The following is a 23,935-nucleotide window of genomic DNA, read 5'->3' as shown; positions in this document are numbered from 1 at the left end:
TTCCTTTCAGGGCTTCAGGATGATCTTGCCGGCAGCGCCGCGGCCAAGCACGCGTTCGAGAATGGAAGGCGCTTCGGCAAGCGGATAAACGCCTTCGATGACGGGCTTAACCTTGCCTTCGAGATACCAGCCAACGAGTTCGCTCATATTGTCGGCATAGGCCTGCGGTTCCTTCGCGGTGAACGCGCCCCAGAAAACGCCGACCACGCTGTAGCCCTTCACCAGCGTCAGATTCACAGGCAGTTTCGGGATCGTGCCGGAGGCAAAGCCGATGACAAGCAGACGCCCGCCCCAGCCCATCGAGCGCGCGAGGACGTCGAAACCCTCACCGCCGACCGGATCGAACGCCACATCGACACCGTTGCCGCCGGTCGCTTGTTTCAGCGCATCCTTCAGATTGTCGTAGCCGAGAACGATATCCGCGCCGGCCTGTCGCGCGATTTCCTGCTTTTGCGGCGTCGAGGCGACGGCGATGACCCTTGCGCCCATCACCTTGCCGATTTGCACGGCGGCAACCCCCGTCGCACCCGACGCGCCGAGCACGCACAGCGTTTCGCCGGATTTAAGCTGCCCGCGCTGCTTCAGCGCATAATGGGATGTGCCGTAACCGCATAAAAGCGCACAGGCGTGCTCGGCCGGAAGTCCGTCCGGCAGCTTCATCACAGCGCCATGGTGAACCGCATTGAGTTCGGCATAGCCGCCGAGCGTGCCGAGTGCGGCAACACGGTCGCCCGGCGCAAATCCCGACACGCCCTCGCCAATGGCTTTCACGCGGCCGGCCATTTCCATCCCGGGAATAAAGGGCGGCTCAGGCTTCATCTGGTAGAGGCCCTGCACCAGCAAACCGTCGGGAAAGTTGACGCCGATCGCCTCCGCCTCGATCAGCACCTCACCCACGCCCGGCACGGGGTCGGGCATGTCGGTATAGTCGAGTTCGGCGATCGGGCCGAAGCCGCGTGCGACGATGGCCTTCATACCTTCTCCTGCGTGTACTTCTTCAACTCCTCGCGCGCGACCTGACGGCGATGCACGGCGTCGGGACCATCGGCGAAGCGCAGCGTGCGCAGATGCGTCCACGAACGAGCGAGCGTCGTGTCCTGGCTGATCCCTTGAGCGCCGAACATCTGCGCCGCCTCGTCCGTCACTTTCAGCGCCATGCGCGGCGCGACGACCTTGATCTGGCTGATCCACGGCGCGGCGGCTCGTTTGTCGCCCTGATCCATCATCCACGCGGCCTTGAGGCAAAGCAGCCGCGCCTGCTCGATCTCCATGCGGCACTCGGCGATGATATCGTAATTGGCACCGAGTTCTGACAGCTTCTTGCCGAAGGCCTCGCGGCGCAGTGCGCGCTTGCACATCATTTCGAGCGCCATTTCCGCATGGCCGATGGCACGCATGCAATGATGGATGCGGCCCGGCCCAAGCCGCCCCTGCGCGATCTCGAACCCCCGGCCCTCACCTAAAATGAGGTGCGACGCCGGCACGCGGACATTCTCAAATTTCAGGTGCAAATGGCCGTGCGGCGCGTCGTCCTCGCCATAGATCGTCATGGCGCGCAGCTTGGTGATGCCGGGCGTGTCCGCCGGCACCAGGACCATCGAGTGCTGCTGGTGCTTGCCGCGCCCGGCATCGGGCGTATGCACCATCACGATATAGATCTTGCAACGCGGATCGCCGGTTCCCGATGCCCACCATTTTTCACCGTTCAGGACGTAGTCGTCGCCATCGCGCTCGCAGCGCATGGAGATGTTGGTGGCATCGGACGACGCCACGTCCGGCTCGGTCATCAGATAGGCCGAACGGATTTCGCCGGCGAGCAGGGGTTTGAGCCATTTTTCCTTGTGTTCGGGAGCGCAATAGCGCTCGAACACTTCCATATTGCCTGTGTCGGGAGCCGAACAGTTGAACGTCTCGGCTCCCAGATGCGCCTTGCCCATTTCTTCGGCGAGATAGGCGTATTCGACAGTCGACAATCCGTAGCCACGCTCCGAATCCGTCAGCCAGAAATTCCACAGGCCGCGTTCCTTCGCCTTCGCCTTCAGCCCTTCGAGAATTTCGGTCTGCCGCGCGGTATACTCCCAGCGATCGCCTTTCCCCACTTCGGCGAGAAACTCCTCATCGAGCGGCATGATCTCATCGCGCACCATGCGCGCGACCTTCTCGTGAAGCGGCTTCAGGCGCTCGCTCATGCCAAGGTTCATCTGAGGATTCTCGTTCATTCACGGGGTCCTTCGTTTGCGCCGAGACCGCGCCAGGCGCAGGTGACGACTTGGGCAATGAGATCCTCGATATCGGCGCGGGTTTCCCCGGCGCGCGGCGAGTACCAGAAGATCGGTGAGTTCAGCGTCATGAACATGAGCTGATTGGCGACGGACAAATCGGGAAAGTGGAAGCGCCCCTCGCTTCGCCCGCCGGCGATGAGTTCGCGAAAGATGTTGCCGTAGCGCGAGCGTGTTTGCACCAGTTCGTCGTAGCGGCTTTTCTGCTGTTCGGTCGGCGCGCCGGTCTGATGCATTTCAACGCCCATCCACACGACACGCTGAAACGCACGCGTGGCCATCATCTGTTCCACATGGACACGGGCGAAGCTTTTCCAGCGGACATGCGCCGGCCCTGTCATCGCGCGAAGCGGCTCGAGCGCCTCGTAGTTCATTTCCATGCCAGCACGGAACACTTCCGCAAAGAGATCGGCCTTGGATTCGAAATGGTGATAGATGCGGCCCTTGGTGGAACTGAGCGCCCGGGCGACATCGTCGATCGACGTCGCAGCATAGCCCCGCTCGTGAAAACAGCGTGCGGCCGCCTCCAAAATGGCGCTGCGCGAACTGTCGACGGTGCGTTCCCCGATATCCAGACCCACCATACTCCTCCCGTCGCTGCCCTGCTTTGCCGGTCTTCTGCCGGTTTTTGCGAAGGCTCTTTACGGACGGCAAATGATGAACATACTATCGGGTATGTTGTCAACGCGGCCGCCGGACGGCTCGTGCCACATCCTGGGGAGGAATGATGAGCTACATCGACGACCTGTTTTCCGTTGCCGGCAAGACCGCGCTCGTAACGGGCGCTGCGACCGGCATCGGCCGTATGGCCGCGACGGCGCTGATGCATGGCGGGGCAAATGTTTTGATCGCCTCGCGCAAAGCACACGACTGCGCACAGACCGCCGAGGAGTTGAACGCGCTCGGCACGTCGGGACAAGCCGAAGGCTTCGGAGGTGATATAAGCACCGAAGACGGCATCGCCGCGATCGTCGGTGAGGTACGAAAGCGCACGGAAAAGCTCGACATCCTTTTCAACAATGCGGGCGTGTCATGGGGCGCAGAACTTGCCGAGTTCCCCTATTCGGCATGGGCGAAGGTACTCAACGTCAACGTGACGGGGCTTTTCCACCTGACCCGCGAACTCCTGCCGGAACTCGAACGGGCGGCAAGCGACGAGGACCCGGCGCGCATCATCAATCTGGGTTCCGTCATGGGCACCCAGCCGATCGCCGACGGCGCCTATTCCTACACGGCATCTAAGGCGGCCGTGCATCATCTGACCCGCACGCTCGCGATCGAGTTCGCCGGGCGGCGCATCACCGTCAACGCGTTTGCCCCCGGCCCTTTCCAAAGCCGCATGACGGCCTTCGCCACCGCCAGCGAAGAGCAGGCGGCGCATGTCGGATCGCGCGTGCCGATCGGCCGGATCGGCGCGCCGAGTGACATCGCGGGCGCGACCTTGTATCTGTGCTCCAAGGCCGGCAGCTATATCACGGGCGCGATCCTTCCCATCGATGGCGGACAGTCGGTCCAGCACGGCATGTCACTGTTCAAGGAATAAGGTTTTTGTCCATGGAAGGTCCGCGTTTGGCGCCGGTCGCGATCGATCAGCTCGTCTCCAATGTCGGCAATGAGATCGGCGTTTCGCCCTGGCGTGTCGTCACGCAGCAGATGATCGACATGTTCGCCGATGCGATCGACGATCACCAGTTCATCCACGTCGATCCGCAGCGCGCGGCGCAAACGCCGTTCGGCGGGACGATCGCCCATGGTTTCCTGACCCTGTCGCTGTTGTCGGCGTTTTCCTATGAGGCTGTCCCGCCGCTCGCCAATGTCGAGATGGGCGTCAATTACGGCTTCGAGAAGGTTCGGTTCGTCACCCCGGTCAAGACCGGCGCACGCGTGCGCGGACGGTTCGTCCTTGCTGACGTCAATGTGCGGCCCTCTGGATGGGTTCAGGTGTCGACCGACGTGACCGTTGAGGTCGAAGGTTCGATCAAGCCGGCACTGACCGCACGCTGGCTGACGCTCGCCGTGTTGCAGAAGGAAGACGCACAGGCATGAACGAAGCGAACGCGCTCGACGAAGCCGCCCTTGCCGGCTATCTCGCCACCGAGGTCGACGGCTTTCACAGTTTGCGAGACATCGCCAAGTTCGATGCCGGCCAGTCCAATCCGACTTATCTTTTGACGGCCGAGAGCGGCCGCTACGTGCTGCGCGCCAAGCCGCCGGGCGAACTCTTGAAGTCCGCCCATCAGGTCGATCGCGAATTTCGGGTCATGGAGGCGCTGGCCGAAACCGACGTTCCCGTCCCCCGCGTGCTTCATCTGTCGGGGGAAGCCTCGCCCATCGGGCGCATGTTCTACGTGATGGAATATGTCGAAGGGCGGATTTTCTGGGACCCGGCACTGCCGGACGCCGCCGACAATGGCGAGCGCGCGGCAATCTATGACGACATGAACAAAGTGCTGGCCGCGCTCCACTCCATCGACCTGAAAAAGACCGGGCTAAGCGACTTCGGAAAGCCGGGCAATTATTTCGAACGTCAGTTCTCACGTTGGTCGGCGCAGTATCGTGCCTCGGAGACGCAGCGCGTCGACGCCATGGAAACGCTGATCGCATGGCTGGAAGCGAACGCCTTGCCCGATGACGGGCGCGTCTCGCTGGTGCATGGCGATTACCGCCTCGACAACATGATCTTCGCGCCCGAAGAGCCGAAAGTCGTCGCGGTTCTCGACTGGGAACTGTCGACGCTCGGTCATCCCTTTGCCGATCTTGCCTATCAGTGCATGCAGTGGCGTCTGCCCAACTCGTCGGCCTTTCGAGGGCTGGGCGGTATCGACCGTGAAGCGATCGGCCTTCCAACGGAAATCGAATATGTCGACGCATATTGTCGGCGGCGGGGCATCGCCGGCATCAATAACTGGACCTATTACCTCGCTTTCTCGTTCTTTCGCCTCGCTGCGATCTGTCAGGGCGTCTACAAGCGCGCCCTCGACGGCAACGCGTCGAACCCTGAAAAGGCGCGAACATACGGAGACGCCGTCGCACTGCTCGCCGGACTGGCGGTCGAAGCGATCGAAACCGGCAGATAATCAATGATGCGATCCTGGAATTTTGAATGAAGCGCTTCGATGGGTTGACGGTCATCGTCACGGGTGCCGCCGGCGGGTTCGGCAAGAAACTGGCCGAACGCCTTTTGTCGGAGGGCGCAAGGCTCGTTCTTTCGGACATAAGGGACGAACCGCTAAATGCGCTTGCCACTTCTCTCGGCGGCGAAATCGCCGTCCTTGCCGGGGATGTCGCGCATGAGGAGCACTCGCGCGATCTCGTTGCCTTGGCCGTCGAACGCTTCGGTCGGCTCGACGTGGCATTCAACAATGCCGGTATCGCGCACAATTTTTCGAAACTGCCGCTGATGGATTCACAAGAGGCGCGTCGGGTGATCGATATCGATCTGATGGGCGTCTTTTATGCGATGAAGCATCAGCTCCCCGTTCTTGAGCGCCAGTATCGGCGCGACGGTAAGGGCGGCGCGATCGTCAACATCGCCTCCGTCGCCGGGATTGCGGGCGCACCACGGCTCAGCGTCTATTCCGCAGCCAAGCATGGCGTGGTGGGTCTGACGCGCTCGGCCGCCGCCGAATACGCGTCAAAGAACATCCGAATCAACGCCGTCTGTCCGTCCTATGCGCGCACGCCGATGGCGACCGACGCTCTTGGCCGTGTCGCGGATGACGCCGTTTCGGCGGAGAAAGAACTGACGCGTGGCGTTCCGATGCGGCGACTTGCCGAAGTGGACGAAGTGATCGAAGTCATGATGTTTGCAGGCTCTCCTGCCAATTCATTCATGACCGGGCAAACACTGGCTGCCGACGGCGGAATAACTGCCATCTAAGTGCATCGCCTTTTGAGCGACCGGGCAATTTTAATTTAAGGTCTCTGCTGCACCATGCGTTGATTGTGCTGAAATAATAATACGCATCGGGGAGCGTTGGCACGCATGCATGGGTGGCAAGGCAAAAGACCGCAAGTTCGGCTCCCGCGTTTTCGCGGCAGTCATGCGCAGTTTTTGCTCGTCACGGTCGTCGTCGTCTGTGCGGCGATATTCGCCATCCATCAGAACCAGAGAATATTCGAGCAGAAGCTGCGGGCAGACGTATTTTCTCAGGCGTCGCTCATTCGCTCCAAGCTTGAGGGAAACATCAACGCCAGCGTCCAGCTTGTGCGCGGCCTCGTGGCATCGATCGAAGCCAATCCCGACATCTCGCAGGATCAATTCTCGCGGCTGGTAAGCTCCTTGCTGACGCAGGACGTGCAAGTCAGGCATATCGTTGCGGCGCCCGATCTCGTGGTGCAGATGATCCATCCGATGGAAGGAAACCAGCGCGTTCTCGGCCTCGACTATCGTACCAGCCAGGCACAGCGCCAGATCGCGATGCAGGTCCGCGACACGGGCAAGTTCATTTTCACCGGCCCCATCGACCTCATTCAGGGCGGACAAGGCTTCGTAGGCCGGTTTCCTGTATTCACGCAGGGTCCATCGCCCCAAGACGCGTTTTGGGGCCTTGTCTCAGCCGTTATCGACGTCGACCGGCTCTATGCGCAAAGCGGCCTGCTCGATGAGAATCTTCCCATCGACGTCGCTCTTATCAGCCGAGGCGCGGACGGCGTTCGAAAACAGTTTTTCGGCGCGGAAAGTATCCCGTCGAACGACCCGGTTTTGCTCGATGTCAATTTTCCATCCGGTCGCTGGCAGATCGCGGCAGTACCCCGACAAGGCTGGAACCAGCCGGTTCCCGACAGAAGCCGGCTTTACGCCTGGATTATAGCAGCGGCGTTTTTGATTCTCGCGCCAAGCTTCGTCATGGGACGGCTCATGGACGAACGTCAGCGGCATATCGTCTTCATGCGCGAGCGCGAGTTCGAGCTCGAGCAGGTCTCCCGGCGCCTGCGGCTGGCATTGCAGGCATCCCGCATCGGTATCTGGGAGATGGATATCAAGAACGGTGAGCTGTTCTGGGACGACCGGATGAACGAGCTCTACGATTTCCCGACCGACGGACGCATGCGCAACTACACATACTGGTCGCGCCGGCTTCACCCTGACGACAAGCAGCGCGCCGAATCCGATTTTTCGGTCGCGATGCATCAAAGCGGCAGGTATCGCTCCGACTATCGTCTGATTCTGGAAAGCGGCCATATCCGCCACATCCGGGCGATTGGCAGGGTTTATCAGGATGGCGACAACCCGCCACAGATCGTCGGCGTCAATTGGGACGTGACGGAGGATGTCGAGCGAACCGAACAGTTGAACATGGCCGTGCTTTTGTCCGAAGCGCGCAACGCCGAGCTTGAGACGATCCGCGAACGGATCGAGTTCAACGCGCTGCACGATTCACTGACCGGCCTGCCGAACAGGCGTTTTCTCGACGAGGTGATGGCAGACCACGCCGCAGCGTTCGGCAAAGGGGCCGAAGTCGCAGCGATCCTTCAGATCGACCTCGACAGGTTCAAGGAAATCAACGACACGCTGGGCCATGCGGCCGGCGACGCCATGCTCGTCCATGCTGCAAATGTCCTGCGCAATTCGGTGTCGCCGCAGGATTTCGTCGCACGGATCGGAGGCGACGAATTCGTCATCGTGCGGCGCGCGAGCGATCCCGCGTCGCTGAGCATCGAAAACCTGGCAGACCTTGCGGCGAACCTCATCGTCAGATTGCAGGAACCCAAACGCTTCAACGAGCACGAATGCCGGATCGGCGGGTCGGTAGGTATCGCCGCAGACACGGATTTTCTGGCCGATCCGGCACGCCTTCTCATCAATGCCGACATCGCGCTCTATCGCGCGAAGCGAAACGGCCGCAACTGTTTCCAGTTCTTCTCGGAGGAATTGCAGGCGGAGATCGTCACGCAAAAGCGGATCGCCGACGAAATCCTGCTCGGACTGGAGCGCGGCGAGTTCGTCCCTTACTATCAGCCGCAGCTCGACGCCAGGACGTTGAAACTCGTCGGCGTCGAAGCGCTGGTGCGCTGGGAACACCCCGAAAACGGCGTGCTGGCCCCGCAGCATTTCCTCAAGGTGGCGGAGGACATCAACGTCGTCGACGAGATCGACCGTCGCATGCTGGAACAAACCATCGCACAGCTCGGTCTTTGGGAAATGCAGGGCCTCCGCGTGCCCAAGGCCGCTGTCAACGTCTCGGCCAAGCGTCTTCACGGCGACGGCCTTCTGGCCAGCCTGCGCAAAATGCAGATCGAGCCCGGCCGGATCGCGTTCGAACTGGTCGAGTCGATCTTCCTCGACGAGCATGACGACCTTTTGGCCGCGAACGTTCAGGAACTGAAGGAAATCGGCATCGATATCGAAATCGACGATTTCGGCACCGGTTACGCCTCGATCGTATCGCTCCTGCGCCTCAAGCCCGCCCGGCTCAAGATCGACCGGCAATTGGTTCAGCCGTTGGTAGGCTCACCCGCGCAGCGCCAGATTCTCGGCTCCATCATCGAGATGGGTCATTCGCTCGGCATCGAGGTTTTGGCCGAAGGTGTCGAGACGATGGAGCATGCCAAAATCCTGAGAAACATCGGCTGCGATGCGCTGCAGGGCTATGCCTTTGCAAAGCCGATGCCGCCCGGCGAACTGATCGATTTCGCCCGGACAGCCCGGCTTCGCTACGCGTCCTGATCAGACGGCGGCGTCTCTGGCGGCCTCGCTCAGATACGAGAATGCGTAATCTGCAAATGAGCGCCAGCACTCGACGCGAAACGTGTTTTCGTCCGTCCGGTAGAGCACGATCTCGATCTTGTGCAGGATCGTGCGCGATGCAGCTCCAACGGGAAAAGCCGCCAGCGACAGGTCTTGCGGGCAACCTGCATTGATAATAGTTGCCGCGCCCGGACCCGTGACGACGAAACCGACATTACGGTGGGAAACGTCAACGGTGGAGTGAAATTCCGTAACGGATGTGAGCAAGGCGACGAGATCCGCGCCGGCATCGTCGATGATCAGCCATTCGTCCGGGCCGAGCCACAACGCATGGCGCGAACCGTTCGACGCCGAGCTTTTCGGTTTCACGGGCAGTTCGAGACCCAGCGCCTTCGACAGTGACTGAACGCTCTCGGCCGGCGCGCGAAGCGACAGGCGCAATGCGGGTGGCGCGACCGTGATGGAGACGGTCGGCGCGGTGGTCTGGTGGCCCGCGAAAAGCGGGCGACGTTCCGCAACGATCATGTGTGCATCAACCATTGAGCCGCTCCCCGCTTTCGTCGAAGAAGACCGTCCCGGTCACCTCCACCTCGATCGTTCCGTTCGGCATCGGCACGAAGAGGCGCTGACCCGTCTTTTCACGTCCATCAACGACCAGCGCCAGCGCGATCGATCGACCGCAATTAGGAGACCAGTAGCTCGACGTGACGTGGCCGATCATCTTCATCGGGATCGGCTGGTCACGGGTGGCAACAACCTGCGCGCCCTCTTCCAGAACCACATTCGGATCTACCGTCTTCAAACCGACAAGCTGCTTTCGCCCGCCGCCCACAAGATCGGGACGTTTGAGGCCGCGAATACCAACGAAATCCGTCTTCTTCTTGCCGATGGCCCAATCGAGCCCGGCATCGTTCGGCGTCACCGTTCCGTCCGTCTCCTGGCCGACGATGATGTAGCCCTTTTCGGCGCGCAGGACGTGCATCGTCTCGGTGCCGTAAAGGCACGCGCCGTGCTTTTGCGCTTCCGCCCAGACGGCCTCAATGACCGCTTCGCCGTAATCGGCCGGCACATTGATCTCGAAGCCGCGCTCCCCGGTGAACGACATGCGGAACAGCCGAGTCGGCACGCCGCAGATCGTCCCCTCGCGCACCGACATATGCGGCATGGCGGCGTCGGAAATGTCGATCCCCTCGACCAGCGGCGCGATGATATCGCGGCTTTTTGGCCCCTGAACGGCGATGACCGCCCATTGTTCGGAAATCGAGGTCAGATAGACCTTCAGATGCGGGAATTCGGTCTGGAGGTAGTCCTCCATGTGGTTCATGACCCGCGCCGCGCCGCCGGTCGTCGTCGTCACATGGAAGCGGTCTGCCGCCAACCGCCCTACGACGCCGTCATCATAGATGAAGCCGTCCTCGCGCAGCATGATGCCATAGCGGCAGCGGCCGGGTTCGAGCTTCGCCCAAGGGTTGGTGTAGAGCAGTTCCATGAAGGCAGCCGCGTCGGGTCCGACCACCTCGATTTTGCCCAGCGTCGATGCGTCGAAGATACCGGCCGACTGGCGCACGGTTTTCGTCTCGCGCGAAACTGCCTGCGCCATGCCCTCTCCCGCCTGCGGGAAATACCACGCGCGCTTCCACTGGCCGACATCCTCGAACACCGCGCCGTTCTTCTCGGCAAAGCCGTGCATGGCGGTGCGCCGCGTCGGATCGAACAGAACCCCGCGCGAATGGCCGACGATCGCGCCGAACGTGACCGGCGTATAGGGCGCACGGAACGTCGTCAGCCCGACTTCGGGAATCGGCTTGCCGAGCGTTTCGGCTGCGATGGCGAGGCCGTGCATATTCGACGTCTTGCCCTGATCGGTCGCCATGCCGTTGGTGGTGAAACGCTTGACGTGTTCGATGGAGCGCATGCCCTCGCGCACGGCCTGCCGCAGATCCTTCGCGGTCACGTCGTTCTGGAAATCGACGAAGGCCTTGACGGCATCGTCCGGCCCCGCGCCCGGTGCGGCACCGAGCATGCCGCCTGTCCAGTTCTCGCTCGTCGCGGCAGCAGGACGTGGGCCTTTAACAGCGCCCGCCGCCTTTTCGCCGGCCGCATAGGCTTCCTCGATCACGGCTTCGAGCGTATCGGTCCCGTTGCATGCGCCGACAGACGCGCAATCCTGCGCAGATTGGCCCGGCAGAAAACGCTGCGTCGCGTCATCGAACGCGACCTTGCCACGCGACTGCGAGAAGAGGTGAACGGACGGCGTCCAGCCCGACGACATCAAAAGGGCATCCACCGGGATCACCCGCGCCGCGCCACCGTTTTTCGGCGTCACAGCCATTGAGGAGACGCGCAAGCGTCCGCCCGTTTTCGTCACCGAATGGCCGGCGAGAATTTCGATACCGAGTGCCTTGGCTTCTTCGGTGGCGGTGCCTTGCGGATCGTCGCGCAGATCGACGATGGCCGCGATCCCGACGCCCGCCTTCTTCAGGTCGATTGCGGCGGCATAGGCGGAATCGTGCGCGGTGAAGACGCCGACATTCTTCCCGACCGCCACGCCGTAATGATTGAGATAGGTGCGCGCCGCGGACGCCAGCATGACGCCCGGCCTGTCATTGCCAGCGAACACCATGTGCCGCTCGATCGCACCGGCGGCGACGATCACCTTTTTCGCACGAACCTGCCACAGACGCTCGCGCGGCAGGTCCTTGCCGGGGTTGGCGACATGCTCCGTCACGCGCTCGACCAGCCCAACCATGTTCTGCGCGTAATAGCCGAAGGCGGTCGTGCGATTGAGGACACGCACGTTGTCCCTGGCTTTCAGGCTTGCAACGCTCGCCTGCGCCCAGTCCCAGCCGGAAACACCGTCGATCGCAGCACCACCTTCGAAACGCAATGCTCCGCCGAAATCCGCCTGTTCGTCGGCGAGGATGACACGCGCGCCAGATGCCGAGGCCGCCAGAGCCGCCGCGATGCCCGCAGCGCCGCCGCCGAGCACCAGCACGTCGCAATGCGCGTAAAGCGAGGAATAGTGATCCGGGTCCGGCTCTTCCGGCGCGACGCCTAGCCCTGCGGCATGGCGGATGAACGGTTCGTAGACCTTGTCCCATGCCGCCTTCGGCCACATGAACGTCTTGTAGTAAAAGCCAGCCGAAAAGAAGGGCGAACCCAGATCGTTCGCCTCGCCGACATCGTAGGCGAGCGAAGGCCAGCGATTTTGCGAGACGGCGGCAAGGCCGTCATAGACTTCCTGCACCGTCGCACGCACGTTCGGCGTCTTGCGCGCGCCGTCGCGATGGATGCCGACGAGCGCGTTCGGCTCCTCGGCGCCTGCCGACAGGAAACCGCGCGGGCGGTGATATTTGAACGAGCGGCCGACAAGATGAACGCCATTGGCCAGAAGCGCCGAGGCGAGCGTGTCGCCTTCCACGCCCTGCATCGCCTTGCCGTCGAATGTGAAGCGCGCGGTGCGCGCGGGCGTCAGCCGGCCCGCGCCTGCGATGCGATAATCCGCGTTCATCGCACGTCTCCCTTCTCTAGCATGTCGACGTTCAGTTCGGCAGGTTCGCGATTGGCCCATGCAGCAGGCTCGGCCGGAGCCATCAGCGTGATTTCAGGCTTCGGTTCACCGGCCTTGTAGGTCAGGTAAAACCTGTCGGTGACGGTGTCACGCGCCGCGTTGAAGAAGCGCCCACAGCCATGGATATGGCGCCACCGCTCGAAGATCAGACCCTTCGGATTCTGGCGAATGAAGAAGAATTTTTCGAACTCGTCGTCCGAAAGCTCCGTCATCTCCGTCGAACGCGCGATATGCGCCTCGCCGGCATGGCGGAACTCGAGTTCGGGACGCTCTTCCTCGCAATAGGGACAACGGATGAGAAGCATGGCGCTGCCGTTTCGTTCTAGTGTGTCACATCGAGAGCGGCGAGAAGTTCGTCCGCCACATATTGAGGATTTTCAAGCTGGGGTAGGTGTCCAAGCCCCTTCATCTGCCTGAAGGTCGACCGTTCGATCCTGTCATGAAGCTCCCTGCCCCGCGAAACAGGAATCCACGGATCGTCCTCGCCCCACAGGATCGCGACCGGGCAACGGATGTCGTTCAGCCGGTCCTCGAATTCGTCCGTCAGGCGTTCGTCCGCTTGGGCGAACTGGGCATAGAAACTGCGTCGTCCCGCATCGTCCAGCCACGGCGCGCAGAGCCGTTCGAAATCCTCGCCCTCAAGCTCATTGACCAATGCACCTTTGATATATGCGCCAACGACCGCGCGATGAATATGGACCGGCAACCGTGCGAACACGTCGGTATTTGCGCTGACGAGGTCGAAGAAATCGGACCCCCATGGGCTGAGCGCCACGACATTCATCAATACCAGCCGCTCGAAATTCGCATCGTGGAGAAGATGGGCCCGCAACGCTACCGCGCCGCCGACATCATGGGCGACGACCGACGGTGCGTCGAGTTGCCAGAGATCGATCATCTCGACCAGCAATTCACCTTGTGCGTCGAGCGCCGTCGACCGATCCGCATCCTTGGACGAGGCCCCATAGCCCGGCATGTCATACCAATGGACGGTGAAGCTTCGGCCGAGCGCTTCGATGACACGATGCCAGCTATAAGACGACCATGGCCAGCCATGGGCAAGGACGAGCGCAGGCCCCTCGCCTGCGCGGCCCCACGCGACCTCGCCCTTGCTCGTATTGGCAGTCTGGTCAACGTTCCACATCACCTGTCTCAATGCGCAACGGCAGCGGCAGCCGCCTCTCCGATCAGCCGACGCGTGCGGAAGTGTTCGAGATTGAACTGGCGGACGCAGAAGACCGTCTCGAACTCATCGTCCGGGAGTTCGTGACGCTCTTCCTCGCAATAGGGGCAGCGGATCAAAAGCATGGATCGTTCCTAAAGTTCGCCGGGACCGACATGGGTCCCTCGCGGTTGATCGCACAAGCGTCGGCCGAGGCTTTCGAACGGCCCCATTCTCACGATGAGGTCTTCGACCGTTTCGGTTTCGGCGACGAGATGCCGGTTCGCCATATTGAGAAAGACAGCGTCCATGGGATTGGTCGAAACGAACACCATTCCCTCTTCCTCGTCGGGAATGAAGATGACGACTTTCTGACCCGCGCTCCATGTGCAGGCGAGCGATCCATGATCGACGGTAAACGGCCAGCTACGCTCGTCTCCCGAACGTGAAATCGCCTGCAAGCGCACGTCTTCCGGGCCGCCGAAATGAAAAAGGCTCCGCTCGTTGGCCAGAATGACAGGTGCGCCGATGGCAGCTATGGCGGCGACAGTCAGCATCAATGCGCGACGGCAGCGGCAGCAGCCTCGTCGATCAGGCGTCCGGTACGGAAGCGGTCGAGATTGAACGGCGCGTTGATCGGGTGCGGATTATCGTTGGCGATGGTATGGGCGAAGACATGGCCCGACCCCGGCGTCGCCTTGAAGCCGCCGGTTCCCCAGCCGCAATTGACGTAAAGCCCCGGCACCGGCGTCTTGGCGAGGATCGGCGAGCGATCGGGCGTCACGTCGACGATGCCGCCCCACGAGCGCAGCATCTTCATGCGCGTGAACATGGGAAACATCTCGCAGATCGCGTCGAGCGTGTGGTTGAGGATGTGGAATCCGCCCGTCTGCGAATAGGACGTGTACTGGTCCGTTCCCGCGCCGATGACGAGTTCGCCCTTGTCGGATTGTGAGATATAGGCGTGAACCGTGTTCGACATGACGACGCACGGAAACACCGGCTTGACCGGCTCTGAAACCAGCGCCTGCAGCGGGTAGGATTCGAGCGGCATGCGCACGTCGGCCATCTGCATGATGACGGAGGAATGACCGGCAGCGACGACACCAACCTTTTTCGCGCCGATGAAGCCACGCGTCGTATCCACGCCCGTCACATGCCCGTTGGCCGAGCGGCGCACGCCCGTCACTTCGCAGTTCTGGATGATGTGGACGCCGCGATCGGCGGCCGCGCGCGCATAACCCCATGCGACCGCGTCGTGACGCGCCGTGCCACCGCGCCGCTGGAGCGCCGCACCCATCACCGGGTAGCGTGCGGACTGCGAGATGTTGAGCGGCGGGCAAAACGCCTTCGCCTCCTGCGGCGTCAGCCATTCATTGTCGACGCCGTTCAGCCGGTTCGCATGGATATGCCGCTTGAAGACCTGCACGTCATGGACGTTGTGCGCCAGCATCATGACGCCGCGCGCCGAATACATGACGTTGTAATTCAAATCCTGGCTAAGCCCGTCCCAAAGCTTCACGGCATGGTCGTAGATGCCCGCCGATTCGTCATAGAGATAGTTCGAGCGAATGATCGTGGTGTTTCGGCCGGTATTGCCGCCGCCGAGCCAACCCTTTTCCAGTACCGCGATATTCGTGAGGCCGTGTTCCTTGGCGAGGTAATAGGCTGTCGCCAGACCGTGCCCGCCCGCGCCGACGATGATCACGTCATATTCGCTGCGCGGCTCGGGCGAAGACCATTGCTCCTCCCAGCCCTTGTGGGCCCGAAGCGCCTCGCGGGCGATGGCGAAGACCGAATATTTGCGCATGAACGCTTTGCCTCGATGCGTGTGGCGGGACGATTTCATGACTAGCGAAAACGAAGCTTTCGCCTTGCACTGATTGCGACTTCGATTGCCCGTTTGCGCCGCCCGAATTCGGCTGCGGCGAATTGACCGGTTGTATTCCAGCGAAACCGCCGTCGAATTCTTCTCGACAAGCGTATCGGCCGGTGATATGAGCCGCACCGATCCGTGGTGCGCGCGCCACGCGGCGCAGTTTCCTGCGCTTTGAATTTTGAAACTCGATCGAAACGGCCTTGCGCCAACGGTAACGACAGGAACGCTAAGTGCAGGTACTCGTCCGCGACAACAACGTTGATCAGGCGCTCCGCGCGCTCAAGAAGAAGATGCAGCGCGAAGGTATCTTCCGCGAGATGAAGATGCGCGGCCATTACGAGAAGCCGTCGGAAAAGCGCGCCCGTGAAAAGGCCGAAGCCGTTCGCCGCGCCCGTAAGCTGGCCCGTAAGCGCGCCCAGCGCGAAGGTCTGGTCGGCGGTGGCCGCGCTCCGGCCGCAGCGGCGCGCTGATCGCCGCTTTTTGGTCCTTTTTGCCGAATTAAAAGAGGTGGCGCGAGCAATCGCTGCCACCTTTTTTCGTTGTCTGCGTTAGAGTTCCAACGATCCGCCGCCCAGCGCCAAACGAGGGAATAATCCGATGAATTCGACCGGGAGCCATTCTAAACGCATCGCTACCGCGTTGGCCTTGATCTCCGCTTTGGGGCTTGCGGCCTGCCAGACGGCACCGGAGACGATGGCGAGCGTCTCGCCCATGGACGCCGCGCAGGCGTCGACCGAGAACATCTCCTCGCTGACCGCCGTCATCGAACGTTCGCCCAACGACGCCGAAGCCTATAACGTCCGCGGATCGGCCTATGGCCGCGGTGGACGCAACCGCGAGGCGTTGGCCGATTTCGACCGCGCGATCCAGCTCAATCCGGGCTTCTATCAGGCTTATAACAACCGCGCGCTGATCCACCGCAACATGGGCAACACGCAGGCGGCGATGACCGACTACAATCAGGCCATCCAGCTCAATTCGAATTACGACGCCGCCTATATCGGGCGCGGAAACCTAAATCGCGCGAGCGGTCGCACCAACGAGGCGTTTCAGGATTTCGAGCGCGCTATTCAGCTCGATACGACCAATCCCCGCGCCTATTACAATCGCGGCCTGATGTACCAGCTGCGCAACCAGCACGACTTCGCCATCAATGATTTCGCGCAGGCGATCTCGCTGTCGCCGAACGCTGCAGAGCCTTACACGGCGCGCGGCCTTTCTTACCTCGCCATCGAGAACGAGGATAACGCGCTCTCCGACTTCAACACTGCGCTCGTCCGCGACAAGACGAACGCGGAAGCTTGGGCCTATCAGGGACTCATTCTGGAACGTCGCGGCGATCGCCAGCGCGCATCGCGCTCATTCGCCGAAGCCGCGCGCCTCGATCCGAACCTTCAGGTCGCCCGCGACGGGCTGAGCCGCACGCGCGGCACCGGCTGATCAGGAACGAAGTCGCTTCTGTCTTGTTGTTCAGCCGCAAGAACGAGACAGGAGAATTTCGATGTTCCGCACCATAGCCGCCACCGCGCTTTTAGGCGCATCCGCAATCATTCCGGCTCACGCTCAGGACACGCGCACGGAGGCCGGCTTGCTCGAATGCGTCATCGAGGGTGACGTCGGCGCAATCCTCGGCTCCTCGCGCGACATGGAATGCGTGTTCAATCCGTCCGACGGCGCGCCGCAGACGGCCTTTGTCGGCGTGGTCAATCGCTACGGCCTCGATATCGGCGTCACCAGCGAATCGATCATGCAATGGGCGGTGCTGATGCCCGCGACGATTACGCTTACGCCCGGCGAAGCGCTCAGCGGCGACTATGTCGGCGCAAGCGCAGAAGCGACGGCCGTGATAGGTGGCGGTGCGAACGTCCTCGTCGGCGGATCGCAGCAATCGGTCATGCTCCAGCCGCTCAGCGTTCAGGCGCAGACCGGCCTCAACCTCGCGCTCGGCGTAACGGAATTTCGTCTGCGCGCGATCGAATAGCGAAATGGTTCAGAGCTTGCGTGCCGCCTGCCGGCGGCGCGCGATCTCGTAGCTGATGGCTCCCAGAACCGTCACCGCGATCATGACGAGCGCCAGCGCGTTAACGGCAGGGGTCAATCCGGTACGTACCTTGGTCGCGATGAAAACGGTCAGAGGCGTATCGAACCCGCGCACGAACAGGGTCGTATTGTAGTTCTCGATCGATTGCAGGGTCGCAAGAAGCGCGGACGCGATGAGCGCGGGCTTCAGGAACGGCAGTAGGATGCGGCGAAATACCATGAATTTCGATGCACCGAGGCCGAGCGCCGCCTCCTCCTGCGCGCGATCGAAACGTTGCAGGCGCGCCGCAATCATCAGCATCACATAGCAGATGATGAAGCTTGCCTGCGCGACGACGATTAGAAAGACACCGCCGCCAACGCCGAGTTGACGCCACAGGACCAGCGTCGCGATGCCGATGACGACGCCGGGCGTCAGAAGCGGCGACACCATCAGTGCATAGAGAAACCCGCGTGCCCGCGCATGCAGGCTCGTCAAAATCAGCGCCGCAGCCGTGCCGACCGGCAGCGCGACGATGACGACGAAGAAAGCAACGACGAAGGAGGTCCATAGCGCCTGCCACATGGCCCGGTCGCTCCACATGGCGGAGAACCAGTCGAGCGTCGTGCCCTGCCAGGGCGTCACCGTCGGAAAGCGGCTCGTGTTAAACGCGGCCGCGCCCATGATGATCAGCGGCGCGAAAAGATAGAGCGCGAACACCACCATGTAGAAGACGAACACGCCCTTCGCGATCCGGTCCGACGCGCTCATTTGGCCACATCCGTCAAATTGACGCGCGCGATTTTCAGCGTGACGAGCACGACCAGCAGGCAGAGTACGAGGAGCACCAGCGCGTAGGCAGCGCCACGGTTCCAGTCCCCGCCCTCGAAGAACCAGTTGTAGATGATCTCGGTGAACCAGCGACTGCCCGGTGCGCCGAGCAGCGCAGGCGCGACATAAGACCCGGCTGCAAGCATGAAGGTGAAGACGCAGCCCGTCGCAATGCCTGCCTTGGCATGTGGAATGACGACACGCGTATGAATGCGCCACGTCGATGCGCCCAGATCGCGCGCGGCCTCGATCTGCGCCTTTTCCAAGCTCTCGATGGAATTGTAGATCGGGAAGAGCATGAAAAGGATGTAGGCATAGACCATCCCGGCCAGCACGCCCGTATTGCCGTACCATCTGATCGGCGCGTCGATGATGCCGAGGCTCGTCAGCGCGACATTGAGCGGCCCGCGAAAGGCAAGCAGGATGTACCAGGCGAGCGTGCGCAGCACCTCGTTGATCCAGAACGGGATCGTGAGCGCCAGAAGCACGATGGCCAGTTGCCCGGCCGTGGCGCGCTGCGCCAGCCAGAAGGCGATCGGGTAGCAGACGAGAAAGGTGATGAACGCCACGAGCGCGCTCGCCCAGATCGTCTTGAAGAAGATCGACCGATGCGTCGCCTCGTTGGCGAGGTAGAGAATGTTGTCGAGTGAATAGACGTCGCTCGGCCCGCCGATCTGCGAGGGCGGCAGGTTCGGCCGCAGCGCGTAGTCCAGCATCGTCAGATTCGGTGCGATCACCATGCCGGCGAGCCAGATCAGTACCAGCGCGATGAAGATCGTCGAAAGCCCGCCGCCGAAACGCCGATAAAGACTACCCATCGCCGAGCACCACGGCGTGCTCCGGCGCAAAGCCGAAATCGGCGCGAGCGCCGACCTTTGGTGCGTCGGCAAGGCGCGTGCTGGGGATGGAAGCAACGAGCGGGCGACCGTCCTCGAAACGGCCGTGGGCGAGCGCGAACGCGCCCTCGAAATCCACGCGCTCGATGGATGCGGCAATCGCGTTGCCCTGCCCCGTCACCGGCATCAGCGCCTCGGGCCGCACATAGAGCGTTGCCGCCTGCCCGGCGCTGAGACCCTGTCCGCGTCCGCGCAATGGCCCCATCGGCGTGTCGAGCACGATCATGCCACCGTCCGTCGCCTGAACCTTGCCCGCGATCGCGTTCGTCTCGCCGACGAAGCGTGCGACGAAGGCGGTCTGCGGATTGTCGTAAAGCTCGCGCGGAGCGGCGACCTGCTGCAGCACGCCCTCGCTCATCACCGCCACACGGTCGGACATAGCGAGCGCCTCGGACTGGTCGTGCGTGATATAGATGAAGGTGACGCCGGTTCGCTTTTGCAGCGAGCGCAACTCGGCGCGCATGTGCTGGCGCAGCTTCAAATCGAGTGCGGACAACGGCTCATCGAGAAGCAGAACCTTAGGCTCGACGGCAAGCGCGCGCGCGATGGCGACACGCTGGCGCTGGCCGCCGGAAAGCTCGCCGGGCATGCGTTCGCCATAGCCCTCGAGCGCGATCAGCTTCAGGAGTTCGTCGGCCTTGGCGCGGCGCTCGGCCTTCGAAGCTCCGCGCGCCTCCAGCCCGAACGCGATGTTTTCCCACACGCTCATTAGCGGAAACAGCGCCAGCGACTGGAAGATCATCGCCGTCGGCCGCGCATTGGGGCCGAGCCCGGCCATGTCCTTGCCGCCGATCAGCACCTTGCCTTCGGTCGGTTCCAGAAAGCCGGCGATCATGCGCAGGATCGTCGTCTTGCCGCATCCCGACGGGCCGAGGATCGAAAAGAACTCGCCTGCCTCGACATTGAAGGACACGTCGCGGACCGCGCGCGTTGCGCCAAAGGTCATTCCGACCTGATGAAGTTCAACCGAATGCGACATCTATCCCCGCAAGATGGAAACGGGGCGGCAAGCCGCCCCGTTCAGGTAGTCATCAGGCCGAAAGGAAACGGTCCTGATATTCGTTGCGCTTGGTGACGAACCAGCTTTCCTGGATCGGCCACCACCACAGCTTCTCCAGCGCATCGCCCGGATAGGCAGCGGCGAAGAACGCCTTGGCTTCGTCCGAGGTCAGGTCGGCCGCGCCGACTGCGGTCGAGTTGATCGAGGTCGCGTTGGTGTACATCGCACCGGCTTCCGGGGTCAGGAACCAGTTGATGAAGGCGTAAGCCTGATCGAGATTTGTCGCGCCCTTGGGGATCGAAACGCCTTCCATCCAGGTCAACGCGCCTTCCTTCGGCGCGATGAAGCCAACTGGCAGGCCTTCCTTGGCAAGCGCCGCCCCGGTCGAGTCCCAGGTCTGGCCGATCGCCGCGCCGTTGACGCGGAACGCGCCCTGCGCCTCGTTTTCGTTGTTCCAGAACTGGATGATGTTGCCCTTGCGCGCAATCGCCTCGGCGAGGATCACGTCATAGATTTCGACCATCGCCTCTTCGGACTGAAAGGCGTCGAGCATCGGGCGCGGCAGCTTGCCTTCGGCTTCGAGCCAGAGGCCGAGACCGACGAGGCCCGAATGGCCGCGCACGGTCGCCTTGCCTTCCTGCTCGGGCGCCCAGATGTCGCCATAGGAAGCGGTGCCATATTCCAGCGGAAGCTGGTCCCTGTCGAAGGCAATGGCCTCCGTGCCCCAGTCGGTCGGCACTTGGTAACGCTCGCCCTCGACGACCGCGCCAAGGTTCTCCGAATTCGACCATGCGCTCGGCAGGCAGCGGTCGACCTCGACCTTCGACTCGTCGATCGGCTGGACGAGATCGAACTCGACATAGTTCGGCACGCGGTCGACGGTCGGCCAGATGATGTCGAACCCGCCGCCATTATTTGCGCGAAGCTGGTTCAAAAGCTCGTCGTTCGTGCCGTAAGGCGTGTAGTTCGCCTGAATGCCGGTCGCCTCCTGAAAGGCGGTCAGCATCTCGTCATTGAGGTAGCCGGCCCAGGCGAAGATGTTGACCGAGCCGGACGAGCTCTGCGCGAAGCCAGAGCGCGACACGAACGGAGCGGCCAGCGTAAGGCCGGCCGTCGCCGCAGCGCCCTTGAGGATAGTACGACGTGGAAAGAGTTTCATTGAGGGGTTCTCCCGAAAGTTGCCAGCCACGGCATTTAGCTCGCTCATGATACAACCAGATGACGGTTTTGCGCGTTGTGAGCCCGCAGCAAACCCGACATCTCAGAATATACAGCATTGATTTTAGCCGACTTCCTTCATCTTTCACAGATGATCATTCGATTTCGGTCTGGGTGAACCAGTCGATCACGAGCGCCCGCATGTCGTTGACATGCTCACCGGTCTCAAGCGCCCCGGCGAATTCGGAAAGCCGCGCTGCCGCCGTCAACATGAAAACGTCTTGCGGATCGATATTGCGCCCGGTGAGCCTGCCATATGCCCGCATCGACCGTCGCGCGAGATTGGGCGAGATCAGCGAAACGGGAACGAATTCGCGCGCAGCCGGCCCAAAGCCGGAATCTGCGAAATCGAAAATGCCGTTAAGACGCGAAGCCTCGTGATCGAAGGCCATGTTCCAGCCATGGGCGTCGAAAAATCCGTAGATATCGTCATCCCATTTGCGCGCTGAATAGCGCCCCAAAGCCGCCTGCGCCCTATCCCTCACCGAGGTGGGAATCAGCGACCAGACCGGCGCGAGGGTTCCGGGCCGCACGTCCCAGCGCTCGGCTGGGCTGGCACCGGCGGCATGCATGAACTTGCGGTCGATCGCGTGGAGTTCGGCGAAGAACTGCGCCAACGTCTCGGCAAGCGCGTCTCGTGCATCGTCGGGCAGACGCTCGTAATCCGCTGCCAGGAGGACGCTGCCGCCAAGCTTTTCATGAAGCGAAAAGAGTATCGGGCGCTCGACGAGCTTCATGTCGGGAACGGGCAGAGCCAAATGCGGGCGTACTGCCGCAAGCAGGCGGGCCTCGCGGCGCAGCGCTTCTAACGCTTCCGATCCTTGCGGAAACTTGGCGATGAAGCGGCCGTCGATATCGACGGCCAGGCTGTGCCAACCACGGCCCGCAACCGAAAAGCGGGCTGACCGGAACTGCGGAAAAGCTTCGATGACGGCCGCACGAAGTTCCGGCGGAACCTCCGCCGGAGCTTCAGGCAGCATCAGTGATCCATCGCCTTGACGATTTCCTCGGTCATCTTCTTGGCGTCGCCGAGCAGCATCATCGTGCCGTCCTTGTAGAACAGCGTGTTGTCGATGCCGGCATAGCCGGAGCCGAGCGAGCGCTTGACGAAGAGGCATGTGCGCGCCTTGTCCACGTCGAGGATCGGCATGCCGTAGATCGGCGACGACTTGTCGTCACGCGCTGACGGATTGGTCACGTCGTTAGCGCCGATCACATAGGCCACGTCGGCCTGCGCGAACTCGGAGTTGATGTCTTCGAGTTCGAAGACCTCGTCGTAAGGCACGTTGGCTTCGGCCAGGAGCACGTTCATGTGGCCGGGCATGCGGCCCGCGACCGGGTGGATCGCGTATTTCACCTCGACGCCGTTGGCCTTGAGCTTGTCGGCCATTTCGCGCAGCGCATGCTGTGCCTGCGCCACCGCCATACCGTAGCCCGGCACGATGATGACCTTTTGCGCGTTCATCATCAGATAGGCCGCGTCGTCGGCCGAACCCTGCTTGACCGTACGCTCAATGCCGTCATCCGCGCCGGCTGCCGCCGTCTCACCGCCGAAGCCGCCCAGGATGACGGAGATGAAGGAGCGGTTCATGCCCTTGCACATGATGTAGCTGAGGATCGCACCCGACGAGCCGACCAGCGCGCCGGTGATGATGAGCGCAAGGTTGCCGAGCGTGAAGCCGATACCCGCCGCAGCCCAGCCCGAATAGGAGTTGAGCATCGACACGACGACCGGCATGTCCGCACCGCCGATCGGGATGATGATCAGGACGCCCAGCGCCAGCGCCAGAATGACGATCAGCCAGAAGGCGAGCGTCGATTGCGTCGCAACGAGAATGATCACGAGCACCACTAGCGCGATCGCGATGCCTGCATTGATGAAATGGCGCGAGGGCAGCAGGATCGGCTTGCCGGACATGCGCCCGTCGAGTTTCAGGAACGCGATGATCGAGCCGGTGAAAGTGATCGCGCCGATGGCGACGCCCAGGCTCATTTCGATCAACGCCTGCCAGTGAATGTGCCCGACCGTACCGACACCGAAGCTTTCCGGCGAATAGACGGCGGCCGCCGCGACCAGCACTGCGGCAAGACCGACGAGGCTGTGGAAAGCGGCGACGAGCTGCGGCATCGACGTCATGGGAATACGCCGCGCAACGACCGCGCCGATGCCGCCGCCGATGGCGATGCCAAGGACGATCAGGACGAAGCCGCCGAAGGTCGGACGTGCCAGAAGCAGGGTCGTGACGACGGCGATGGCCATGCCGACCATGCCATACATGTTGCCCTGCCGACTGGTCGTCGGATGCGAAAGCCCGCGCAACGCCATGATGAACAGGACGCCGGATACGAGATAAAGGAAGGAGGCGAAATTCTCGCTCATGGATCAGC

The 23,935-nt window shown here is 62.1% G+C and carries 25 protein-coding genes; 8 read left to right on the top strand and 17 right to left on the bottom strand.

Going from position 1 to position 23,935, the window contains the following annotated elements; all coding sequences use genetic code 11:
• Positions 1-6: 6 nt before the first annotated feature.
• Genes ACX82Z_RS01255 through ACX82Z_RS01245 form a run of 3 tightly spaced genes read right to left on the bottom strand, consistent with a single transcriptional unit; the run spans position 7 to position 2,863 of the window.
• Positions 7-975 carry an NADPH:quinone oxidoreductase family protein gene (locus ACX82Z_RS01255; RefSeq protein ID WP_459586340.1) on the bottom strand — a complete coding sequence of 323 codons (969 nt, stop codon included), beginning with the start codon at positions 973-975 and terminating at the stop codon, positions 7-9.
• Positions 972-2,201 (bottom strand): acyl-CoA dehydrogenase family protein, encoded by a 1,230-nt coding sequence (locus tag ACX82Z_RS01250; RefSeq protein ID WP_459591208.1) that lies wholly within the window; start codon positions 2,199-2,201, stop codon positions 972-974. Before ACX82Z_RS01250 ends, ACX82Z_RS01255 begins: the two co-directional genes overlap by 4 nt.
• Before the next feature lie 14 nt (positions 2,202-2,215).
• Positions 2,216-2,863 (bottom strand): TetR/AcrR family transcriptional regulator, encoded by a 648-nt coding sequence (locus tag ACX82Z_RS01245; protein ID WP_459586339.1) that lies wholly within the window; start codon positions 2,861-2,863, stop codon positions 2,216-2,218.
• 143 nt (positions 2,864-3,006) lie between these two features.
• Here ACX82Z_RS01245 and ACX82Z_RS01240 point away from each other — a divergent pair, with 143 nt between their 5' ends.
• From ACX82Z_RS01240 to ACX82Z_RS01220, 5 genes are all read left to right on the top strand, one after another.
• Positions 3,007-3,822, top strand: coding sequence for an SDR family oxidoreductase (locus ACX82Z_RS01240; RefSeq protein ID WP_459586338.1), 816 nt, complete (start codon positions 3,007-3,009; stop codon positions 3,820-3,822).
• An 11-nt stretch (positions 3,823-3,833) separates the two neighbouring features.
• Entirely contained in the window at positions 3,834-4,325 is a 492-nt protein-coding gene (locus ACX82Z_RS01235; protein ID WP_459586337.1) for a MaoC family dehydratase, read from the top strand.
• On the top strand, positions 4,322-5,356 hold the full coding sequence (locus tag ACX82Z_RS01230; RefSeq protein ID WP_459586336.1) for a phosphotransferase: 1,035 nt from the start codon (positions 4,322-4,324) through the stop codon (positions 5,354-5,356). The genes ACX82Z_RS01235 and ACX82Z_RS01230 overlap by 4 nt, the downstream gene beginning before the upstream one ends.
• A gap of 26 nt (positions 5,357-5,382) precedes the next feature.
• Positions 5,383-6,159 (top strand): SDR family NAD(P)-dependent oxidoreductase, encoded by a 777-nt coding sequence (locus ACX82Z_RS01225; protein ID WP_459586335.1) that lies wholly within the window; start codon positions 5,383-5,385, stop codon positions 6,157-6,159.
• 105 nt (positions 6,160-6,264) lie between these two features.
• Positions 6,265-8,949: a bifunctional diguanylate cyclase/phosphodiesterase gene (locus tag ACX82Z_RS01220; protein WP_459586334.1), complete on the top strand. Its 2,685-nt coding sequence runs from the start codon at positions 6,265-6,267 to the stop codon at positions 8,947-8,949.
• Here ACX82Z_RS01220 and ACX82Z_RS01215 read toward each other — a convergent pair whose 3' ends face one another.
• The 7 genes from ACX82Z_RS01215 to ACX82Z_RS01185 are packed head-to-tail and all read right to left on the bottom strand — an operon-like array spanning position 8,950 to position 15,513.
• Complete coding sequence (locus ACX82Z_RS01215; RefSeq protein ID WP_459586333.1) at positions 8,950-9,510, bottom strand: sarcosine oxidase subunit gamma; 561 nt, start codon at positions 9,508-9,510, stop codon at positions 8,950-8,952.
• On the bottom strand, positions 9,503-12,481 hold the full coding sequence (locus ACX82Z_RS01210; RefSeq protein WP_459586332.1) for a sarcosine oxidase subunit alpha: 2,979 nt from the start codon (positions 12,479-12,481) through the stop codon (positions 9,503-9,505). Before ACX82Z_RS01210 ends, ACX82Z_RS01215 begins: the two co-directional genes overlap by 8 nt.
• Positions 12,478-12,846 carry a sarcosine oxidase subunit delta gene (locus ACX82Z_RS01205; protein WP_459586331.1) on the bottom strand — a complete coding sequence of 123 codons (369 nt, stop codon included), beginning with the start codon at positions 12,844-12,846 and terminating at the stop codon, positions 12,478-12,480. The genes ACX82Z_RS01210 and ACX82Z_RS01205 overlap by 4 nt, the downstream gene beginning before the upstream one ends.
• A 17-nt stretch (positions 12,847-12,863) precedes the next feature.
• The gene (locus ACX82Z_RS01200) at positions 12,864-13,685 is read right to left on the bottom strand and encodes an alpha/beta fold hydrolase (protein WP_459586330.1); all 822 of its coding nucleotides are present in this window, start codon (positions 13,683-13,685) and stop codon (positions 12,864-12,866) included.
• Positions 13,686-13,693: 8 nt separating this feature from the next.
• Positions 13,694-13,849: a hypothetical protein gene (locus ACX82Z_RS01195; protein WP_459586329.1), complete on the bottom strand. Its 156-nt coding sequence runs from the start codon at positions 13,847-13,849 to the stop codon at positions 13,694-13,696.
• Between the two features lie 9 nt (positions 13,850-13,858).
• Positions 13,859-14,260 carry a hypothetical protein gene (locus ACX82Z_RS01190; protein ID WP_459586328.1) on the bottom strand — a complete coding sequence of 134 codons (402 nt, stop codon included), beginning with the start codon at positions 14,258-14,260 and terminating at the stop codon, positions 13,859-13,861.
• Entirely contained in the window at positions 14,260-15,513 is a 1,254-nt protein-coding gene (locus ACX82Z_RS01185; RefSeq protein ID WP_459586327.1) for a sarcosine oxidase subunit beta, read from the bottom strand. Before ACX82Z_RS01185 ends, ACX82Z_RS01190 begins: the two co-directional genes overlap by 1 nt.
• 299 nt (positions 15,514-15,812) lie before the next feature.
• On the opposite strand from ACX82Z_RS01185, the gene rpsU reads away from it, so the two are divergent.
• Positions 15,813-16,052: a 30S ribosomal protein S21 gene (gene rpsU, locus ACX82Z_RS01180; RefSeq protein WP_459586326.1), complete on the top strand. Its 240-nt coding sequence runs from the start codon at positions 15,813-15,815 to the stop codon at positions 16,050-16,052.
• A 78-nt stretch (positions 16,053-16,130) separates the two neighbouring features.
• On the opposite strand, the gene ACX82Z_RS01175 is transcribed toward rpsU, so the two are convergent.
• A complete protein-coding gene (locus tag ACX82Z_RS01175) occupies positions 16,131-16,295 on the bottom strand; it encodes a hypothetical protein (RefSeq protein WP_459586325.1) in 165 nt (54 codons plus the stop codon).
• Between ACX82Z_RS01175 and ACX82Z_RS01170 the strand changes: the two genes are divergently transcribed.
• Complete coding sequence (locus tag ACX82Z_RS01170; RefSeq protein ID WP_459586324.1) at positions 16,294-17,022, top strand: tetratricopeptide repeat protein; 729 nt, start codon at positions 16,294-16,296, stop codon at positions 17,020-17,022. The two genes, ACX82Z_RS01175 and ACX82Z_RS01170, sit on opposite strands and share 2 nt — an antisense overlap.
• 61 nt (positions 17,023-17,083) lie before the next feature.
• Complete coding sequence (locus ACX82Z_RS01165; RefSeq protein ID WP_459586323.1) at positions 17,084-17,563, top strand: DUF992 domain-containing protein; 480 nt, start codon at positions 17,084-17,086, stop codon at positions 17,561-17,563.
• A 9-nt stretch (positions 17,564-17,572) separates the two neighbouring features.
• Here the strand turns inward: ACX82Z_RS01165 and ACX82Z_RS01160 are convergent, their stop codons facing one another.
• The 6 genes from ACX82Z_RS01160 to ACX82Z_RS01135 all read right to left on the bottom strand — a co-directional run bounded on the left by ACX82Z_RS01160 (position 17,573) and on the right by ACX82Z_RS01135 (position 23,927).
• Positions 17,573-18,373: an ABC transporter permease gene (locus tag ACX82Z_RS01160; RefSeq protein ID WP_459586322.1), complete on the bottom strand. Its 801-nt coding sequence runs from the start codon at positions 18,371-18,373 to the stop codon at positions 17,573-17,575.
• The gene (locus tag ACX82Z_RS01155) at positions 18,370-19,251 is read right to left on the bottom strand and encodes an ABC transporter permease (RefSeq protein WP_459586321.1); all 882 of its coding nucleotides are present in this window, start codon (positions 19,249-19,251) and stop codon (positions 18,370-18,372) included. Before ACX82Z_RS01155 ends, ACX82Z_RS01160 begins: the two co-directional genes overlap by 4 nt.
• Positions 19,244-20,308 (bottom strand): ABC transporter ATP-binding protein, encoded by a 1,065-nt coding sequence (locus tag ACX82Z_RS01150; protein WP_459586320.1) that lies wholly within the window; start codon positions 20,306-20,308, stop codon positions 19,244-19,246. Before ACX82Z_RS01150 ends, ACX82Z_RS01155 begins: the two co-directional genes overlap by 8 nt.
• 52 nt (positions 20,309-20,360) lie before the next feature.
• Positions 20,361-21,488, bottom strand: coding sequence for an extracellular solute-binding protein (locus tag ACX82Z_RS01145; protein WP_459586319.1), 1,128 nt, complete (start codon positions 21,486-21,488; stop codon positions 20,361-20,363).
• Between the two features lie 154 nt (positions 21,489-21,642).
• Positions 21,643-22,527: a phosphotransferase family protein gene (locus ACX82Z_RS01140; protein ID WP_459586318.1), complete on the bottom strand. Its 885-nt coding sequence runs from the start codon at positions 22,525-22,527 to the stop codon at positions 21,643-21,645.
• The gene (locus ACX82Z_RS01135; protein ID WP_459586317.1) at positions 22,527-23,927 is read right to left on the bottom strand and encodes an NAD(P)(+) transhydrogenase (Re/Si-specific) subunit beta; all 1,401 of its coding nucleotides are present in this window, start codon (positions 23,925-23,927) and stop codon (positions 22,527-22,529) included. The genes ACX82Z_RS01140 and ACX82Z_RS01135 overlap by 1 nt, the downstream gene beginning before the upstream one ends.
• Positions 23,928-23,935 lie beyond the last annotated feature (8 nt).

Source organism: Aliihoeflea sp. PC F10.4, assembly GCF_054612275.1.
The sequence above is the reverse complement of the archived record's forward strand: the minus strand, read 5'-3'. Positions and strand labels throughout refer to the sequence as shown.

What these genes read in the sequence shown, in the direction of transcription:
- ACX82Z_RS01255 (WP_459586340.1), bottom strand. Translation starts at nt 975, where the DNA reads ATGAAGGCCATCGTCGCACGCGGCTTCGGCCCGATCGCCGAACTCGAC.
- ACX82Z_RS01250 (WP_459591208.1), bottom strand. Translation starts at nt 2,201, where the DNA reads ATGAACCTTGGCATGAGCGAGCGCCTGAAGCCGCTTCACGAGAAGGTC.
- ACX82Z_RS01245 (WP_459586339.1), bottom strand. Translation starts at nt 2,863, where the DNA reads ATGGTGGGTCTGGATATCGGGGAACGCACCGTCGACAGTTCGCGCAGC.
- ACX82Z_RS01240 (WP_459586338.1), top strand. Translation starts at nt 3,007, where the DNA reads ATGAGCTACATCGACGACCTGTTTTCCGTTGCCGGCAAGACCGCGCTC.
- ACX82Z_RS01235 (WP_459586337.1), top strand. Translation starts at nt 3,834, where the DNA reads ATGGAAGGTCCGCGTTTGGCGCCGGTCGCGATCGATCAGCTCGTCTCC.
- ACX82Z_RS01230 (WP_459586336.1), top strand. Translation starts at nt 4,322, where the DNA reads ATGAACGAAGCGAACGCGCTCGACGAAGCCGCCCTTGCCGGCTATCTC.
- ACX82Z_RS01225 (WP_459586335.1), top strand. Translation starts at nt 5,383, where the DNA reads ATGAAGCGCTTCGATGGGTTGACGGTCATCGTCACGGGTGCCGCCGGC.
- ACX82Z_RS01220 (WP_459586334.1), top strand. Translation starts at nt 6,265, where the DNA reads ATGCATGGGTGGCAAGGCAAAAGACCGCAAGTTCGGCTCCCGCGTTTT.
- ACX82Z_RS01215 (WP_459586333.1), bottom strand. Translation starts at nt 9,510, where the DNA reads ATGGTTGATGCACACATGATCGTTGCGGAACGTCGCCCGCTTTTCGCG.
- ACX82Z_RS01210 (WP_459586332.1), bottom strand. Translation starts at nt 12,481, where the DNA reads ATGAACGCGGATTATCGCATCGCAGGCGCGGGCCGGCTGACGCCCGCG.
- ACX82Z_RS01205 (WP_459586331.1), bottom strand. Translation starts at nt 12,846, where the DNA reads ATGCTTCTCATCCGTTGTCCCTATTGCGAGGAAGAGCGTCCCGAACTC.
- ACX82Z_RS01200 (WP_459586330.1), bottom strand. Translation starts at nt 13,685, where the DNA reads ATGTGGAACGTTGACCAGACTGCCAATACGAGCAAGGGCGAGGTCGCG.
- ACX82Z_RS01195 (WP_459586329.1), bottom strand. Translation starts at nt 13,849, where the DNA reads ATGCTTTTGATCCGCTGCCCCTATTGCGAGGAAGAGCGTCACGAACTC.
- ACX82Z_RS01190 (WP_459586328.1), bottom strand. Translation starts at nt 14,260, where the DNA reads ATGCTGACTGTCGCCGCCATAGCTGCCATCGGCGCACCTGTCATTCTG.
- ACX82Z_RS01185 (WP_459586327.1), bottom strand. Translation starts at nt 15,513, where the DNA reads ATGCGCAAATATTCGGTCTTCGCCATCGCCCGCGAGGCGCTTCGGGCC.
- ACX82Z_RS01170 (WP_459586324.1), top strand. Translation starts at nt 16,294, where the DNA reads ATGGACGCCGCGCAGGCGTCGACCGAGAACATCTCCTCGCTGACCGCC.
- ACX82Z_RS01175 (WP_459586325.1), bottom strand. Translation starts at nt 16,295, where the DNA reads ATGGGCGAGACGCTCGCCATCGTCTCCGGTGCCGTCTGGCAGGCCGCA.
- ACX82Z_RS01165 (WP_459586323.1), top strand. Translation starts at nt 17,084, where the DNA reads ATGTTCCGCACCATAGCCGCCACCGCGCTTTTAGGCGCATCCGCAATC.
- ACX82Z_RS01160 (WP_459586322.1), bottom strand. Translation starts at nt 18,373, where the DNA reads ATGAGCGCGTCGGACCGGATCGCGAAGGGCGTGTTCGTCTTCTACATG.
- ACX82Z_RS01155 (WP_459586321.1), bottom strand. Translation starts at nt 19,251, where the DNA reads ATGGGTAGTCTTTATCGGCGTTTCGGCGGCGGGCTTTCGACGATCTTC.
- ACX82Z_RS01150 (WP_459586320.1), bottom strand. Translation starts at nt 20,308, where the DNA reads ATGTCGCATTCGGTTGAACTTCATCAGGTCGGAATGACCTTTGGCGCA.
- ACX82Z_RS01145 (WP_459586319.1), bottom strand. Translation starts at nt 21,488, where the DNA reads ATGAAACTCTTTCCACGTCGTACTATCCTCAAGGGCGCTGCGGCGACG.
- ACX82Z_RS01140 (WP_459586318.1), bottom strand. Translation starts at nt 22,527, where the DNA reads ATGCTGCCTGAAGCTCCGGCGGAGGTTCCGCCGGAACTTCGTGCGGCC.
- ACX82Z_RS01135 (WP_459586317.1), bottom strand. Translation starts at nt 23,927, where the DNA reads ATGAGCGAGAATTTCGCCTCCTTCCTTTATCTCGTATCCGGCGTCCTG.